The sequence below is a fragment of the Armatimonas sp. genome (assembly GCF_031410135.1).
Lineage (GTDB): Bacteria > Armatimonadota > Armatimonadia > Armatimonadales > Armatimonadaceae > Armatimonas.
Genome location: NZ_JANNYP010000017.1, coordinates 1 through 3,620 on the forward strand (window position 1 = coordinate 1; position 3,620 = coordinate 3,620).

General features: G+C 57.4%; 2 protein-coding genes and 1 pseudogene. 1 reads left to right on the forward strand and 2 read right to left on the reverse strand.

Annotated features, from left to right (window positions below):
* Positions 1-1,031: pseudogene (locus RMO15_RS00645) on the forward strand (hypothetical protein); the annotation flags it as partial.
* A 27-nt stretch (positions 1,032-1,058) separates the two neighbouring features.
* Here the strand turns inward: RMO15_RS00645 and RMO15_RS00650 are convergent.
* Positions 1,059-2,372 (reverse strand): hypothetical protein, encoded by a 1,314-nt coding sequence (locus RMO15_RS00650; RefSeq protein WP_309706904.1) that lies wholly within the window; start codon positions 2,370-2,372, stop codon positions 1,059-1,061.
* Positions 2,372-3,620: WD40 repeat domain-containing protein (locus RMO15_RS00655; protein WP_309706905.1), on the reverse strand; the 1,249-nt coding region annotated here is incomplete at its 5' end. The genes RMO15_RS00655 and RMO15_RS00650, both read right to left, overlap by 1 nt.

The following is a 3,620-nucleotide window of genomic DNA, read 5'->3' on the forward strand; positions in this document are numbered from 1 at the left end:
TCGCCTTTGACGAGCGCACCCCATACTGGGAGATGTACGAGCGCGAGGGAAAGTTCTATCTGTGCTATGCGCCGATTGCCAGCGCGACTCTTGCGCCCCTGATCTTTCTCACCCGAGGCGCACTGGGCCAGCCGCAGCTCAACACGCTCTTGTTACTCTGGTCGGGAATCGCCCTGTGGGGCTTTTTAAAGCGCCTGCGCCCCTGCCGCAAGCGTGCGATATTGGCTACGGTTACCTATCTTTTAGCAACGCCGCTTTTCTACTCTGTCACCAAGGGAGAGGTCTGGTTCCTGCTCCACACCGAGGGATTGCTCTTCTCGATGGCCGCGATGGCGTTTCTGGTACGTCGCCGCTGGTTCGCGTTTGGTTTCTGCTTTGCCTGCGCCTGTGGCTGCCGCAATGCACTGGTCTTCACCCTCCCGTTCACCGTGCTCGCCCTCTGGCCCGCTGGCTACCGGCGGGCGCGGCTGAGGCGTTTTGGCTTTCGGGCGGGTCTTGCACTTCTGGGAGCAGTTGCCCCATTAACGCTCTGGCTGATCTTGCAGTGGCGGATGACCGGCAGCCCCTTTATCACGGGCTACAGCCTAGCCTACGCGGAGTGGAAGCAGCTCCCGGTCTACCAGACGGCGTTTTTCAAGGACAACCTGAGCTTCTACTTCTGGCGCTTCCCCGAGCTTCGCCCCAGCGCTCCGTGGCTACACTTCCCTCCGGGCGGGCAGTCTGCGTGGATCATCAGCCCGTTTCTGCTGCTGGGACTTGCCGCCCCGCTCAAGTCTCCCAAGGCCCGGATGCTGGTCCTCGGCGTGCTCTGTGGCTTCGTGCCCTATTTGTTCTTTCGCTGGAACGGCTTTGCGCAGTACGGCTCGCGCTACACCACCGATCTCTTTCCCTTTCTGATCCCGCTAAGCCTGCTGGGAGCCGCGCGTCACAAAACCCTAGGCCGTCTCTGGCTGGCGCTCGTTATCGTCGCGTTTCTCATCGCGGCCCTTGCCTTCTGGGAGCTCAAGCGCGGGACTCTGGGCCAGTTCTGACGAGACTCAAGAGAATAAAGATGTCCTTCACTTCAGCCCCGCAAGGCTCCAAACACCAATCCCTTCGTTCTGCCGGTCGTAGAGCTTCATACCATCGGAGGAGAAGCGCAGCCGCTCACCGTAGACACCATTATTGCTGACCTTCTGCCGAGTGTCTATCTCAGTGATCAGGGCTCCCGTTCTCAGATTCCGCACCTCGATTACCCGATCCGAGTAACGCACCGCAGCCCACTGGTGCATCAGATCCAGCGCGAGCGTCGCCATGATCCCATTTTTTGTCTGTGATTTTGGAAAGAACCAGCGCTCTTTCCCAGTCGCAGCCTCCAGACAGATCACACCCTGAAAGTCGTTGTCGTTGAAGTGGTAGTCCGCCGTAGGGATGATTTTCGCTACCGTTGCCAGCACCGTTCCCTCGTCGGCGACAGCAATGGTGTTAGCACTATTTCCGTCTTGCACCGGTACGCTCCAGCGAGGAGAGGACTCACCACGCCGCCATAGGACAATTCGTGCCCCTTCCTGATCCCAGGCCTTGTTCTCAAGAAGAACCCGTGCGGTGATCCACTCCTTATTGGGGGAGAGAGCAAGCTGAGTCGCCCGGCCCGTTGTTTTCTTTTTCCCCAGCACTTTGGGGATCGTGAGAGCCGTCTCTAGGGTTCCCGTTTGCGTACTGCGTAGCACAACACGATGGGCCTCGGCTGCCAGAAGCGTCTGATTGTCGCGCGAGAACACAACCTCAGAGTCCGTACCAGGGTAGAGAACAGTTTTAAGCACATTGCCATCGGTGGCGCTCCGCCAGAGAAGTCGGCGCTCCTCTTTTTTGTAGTCCCCGGACTCTGCAGTGAGTATCTGGCTCCCATCAGCATTGATCCCGATCCTGTAGGAAATGCCTGTCATATTGGAGATAAGCGCCTTCTGCTTTCCTGTCTCAGTATCGAAAACCTGTGTCTGGTTGTTCCAAATCTGGTAGTTTCCCCTGGGCATTAGCTTCTCTGAAAGAGTACGCTGCACGAGCCAGTGACCATCGGGAGAGATCATAAAACCATTGGAGAGTGCACCCGAAGGAGCAGGAAAGAACTTCTCTGGGAGGAGCCGCTGCTCCGCTAGCACCAGCGCCACCGGCTTTTTCAGAGTCAGCCCGAGCGCCACCAAGGGCATCAGCCCAACTATCCAGAGTGCCAATCGCGCCAAGCTCCAGCGCCGACGGCTTTTTTTCTGTCGACGCACGGAAGAAGCCACGGGAGTAACACTGATCGTTGTCGGAGTCTGTGCCACAGGTGCCGTCAGCGATGCGGACGGGGTGTAGGTCGTGGTTGTGGGGGGAGTGCTGGTTTTCAGGCGCATCAGGGAACTCCCTTCTCTCCTGCCAGTGGGCGCAGGCGAATCCCAAACTCGTGACGCTCCGCAAGCATCTTGCCATCGTGGGAGAGCGCCAGCTCTGGAACACCATGGAAACCATGGCTATCTGTTACGTTATCTGTTAGCTCAGTAACTTGCGTCCCTGTCTTCGAATCAAAAACGTGAACACTATTATTGTTATTTCTCCAAAAGCCTCTTTCGCCTTGAATAAGTACCTCTGCATCGTAGGCAAACAACGACCAGAGTTTCTTTCCTGTCGTCGTCTCCAGACAAGCCAGATGTGGCCCAGTGTAGCTCGCCGCCCCACTTACTGTCTCATCGTGGATCGTGGTATAGAGTCGCTCGCCTGTGGAATCGAAGACCGCGGCACGCAGACTATCACTTCGCACCATCCAGAGCGGCTCTTCTTGTCCCACTTTCCAATAGATCAACACTCCTTCATTCCTCTGCGCAATCCCATTTGACGGAACCGTCAGCACAACATAGGCATTGTCTGGAGAGAAGCTCCACCGGCGTGAAAACGTCGTGTTATCAAGGTTCTGCTGAAGAGACTTTGGAAGTGCCAGATGAGCAACCACTTTGCGACTATCCACATCCGCCACCGAGAAGGAAGTGGGATGGAACATATCCTCCCCCTTACCCTGACTGTGGCGGATCATTCGGGTGCCATCCGGTGAGGTTGCCAGAGAAATATCACCAGGCAGTGGTGTCACCTTGCCGGTAGCGACCTCAACAAGAAACGGTTGATCTCCCGGAACCAGAAGTTCGGTGCCGCTCTTACGCCAGATCAGAGGTGCTGACCAAGTTTTTAGAGGTATCTGGATGCCTCGCTCGGTGCGGGTCTGCCAGTCCCAGAAGCTGAGATAAACAGGCCGTGACAGCCCAGAGTACGACTTGGGGTACTTCTGGCTAATTACCATCGCTAGGGTCTTGCCATCGGGGGAGAATGAGCTCGTGACGGCCTCAAGTCCACGTGGCACTAAGAGCGACTCGCGCACCTCAGGGCACTGGAGAAACTGACGATACTGCCACTCGGAAACCCACGAGGGCACGAGGGTTCCCAGTGCCACCAATGGAGTCAGAAAAAACACCCAGAGTGCTACCCTCGCCAGCAACCGGCGGCGAGGTCGTGGCGTGTACTGCCGCGCTTGCGTCTGTGCCACGGTTGGCGTGACCGTGCTCTGACTGACGGGGACCGAGGGGCTGATAGGACAGGCCGAGCGGGAGATCATG

Bases quoted from the DNA above. Each gene is read 5' to 3' on its own strand.
- RMO15_RS00650 (WP_309706904.1), bottom strand. From the start codon at position 2,372: ATGCGCCTGAAAACCAGCACTCCCCCCACAACCACGACCTACACCCCG.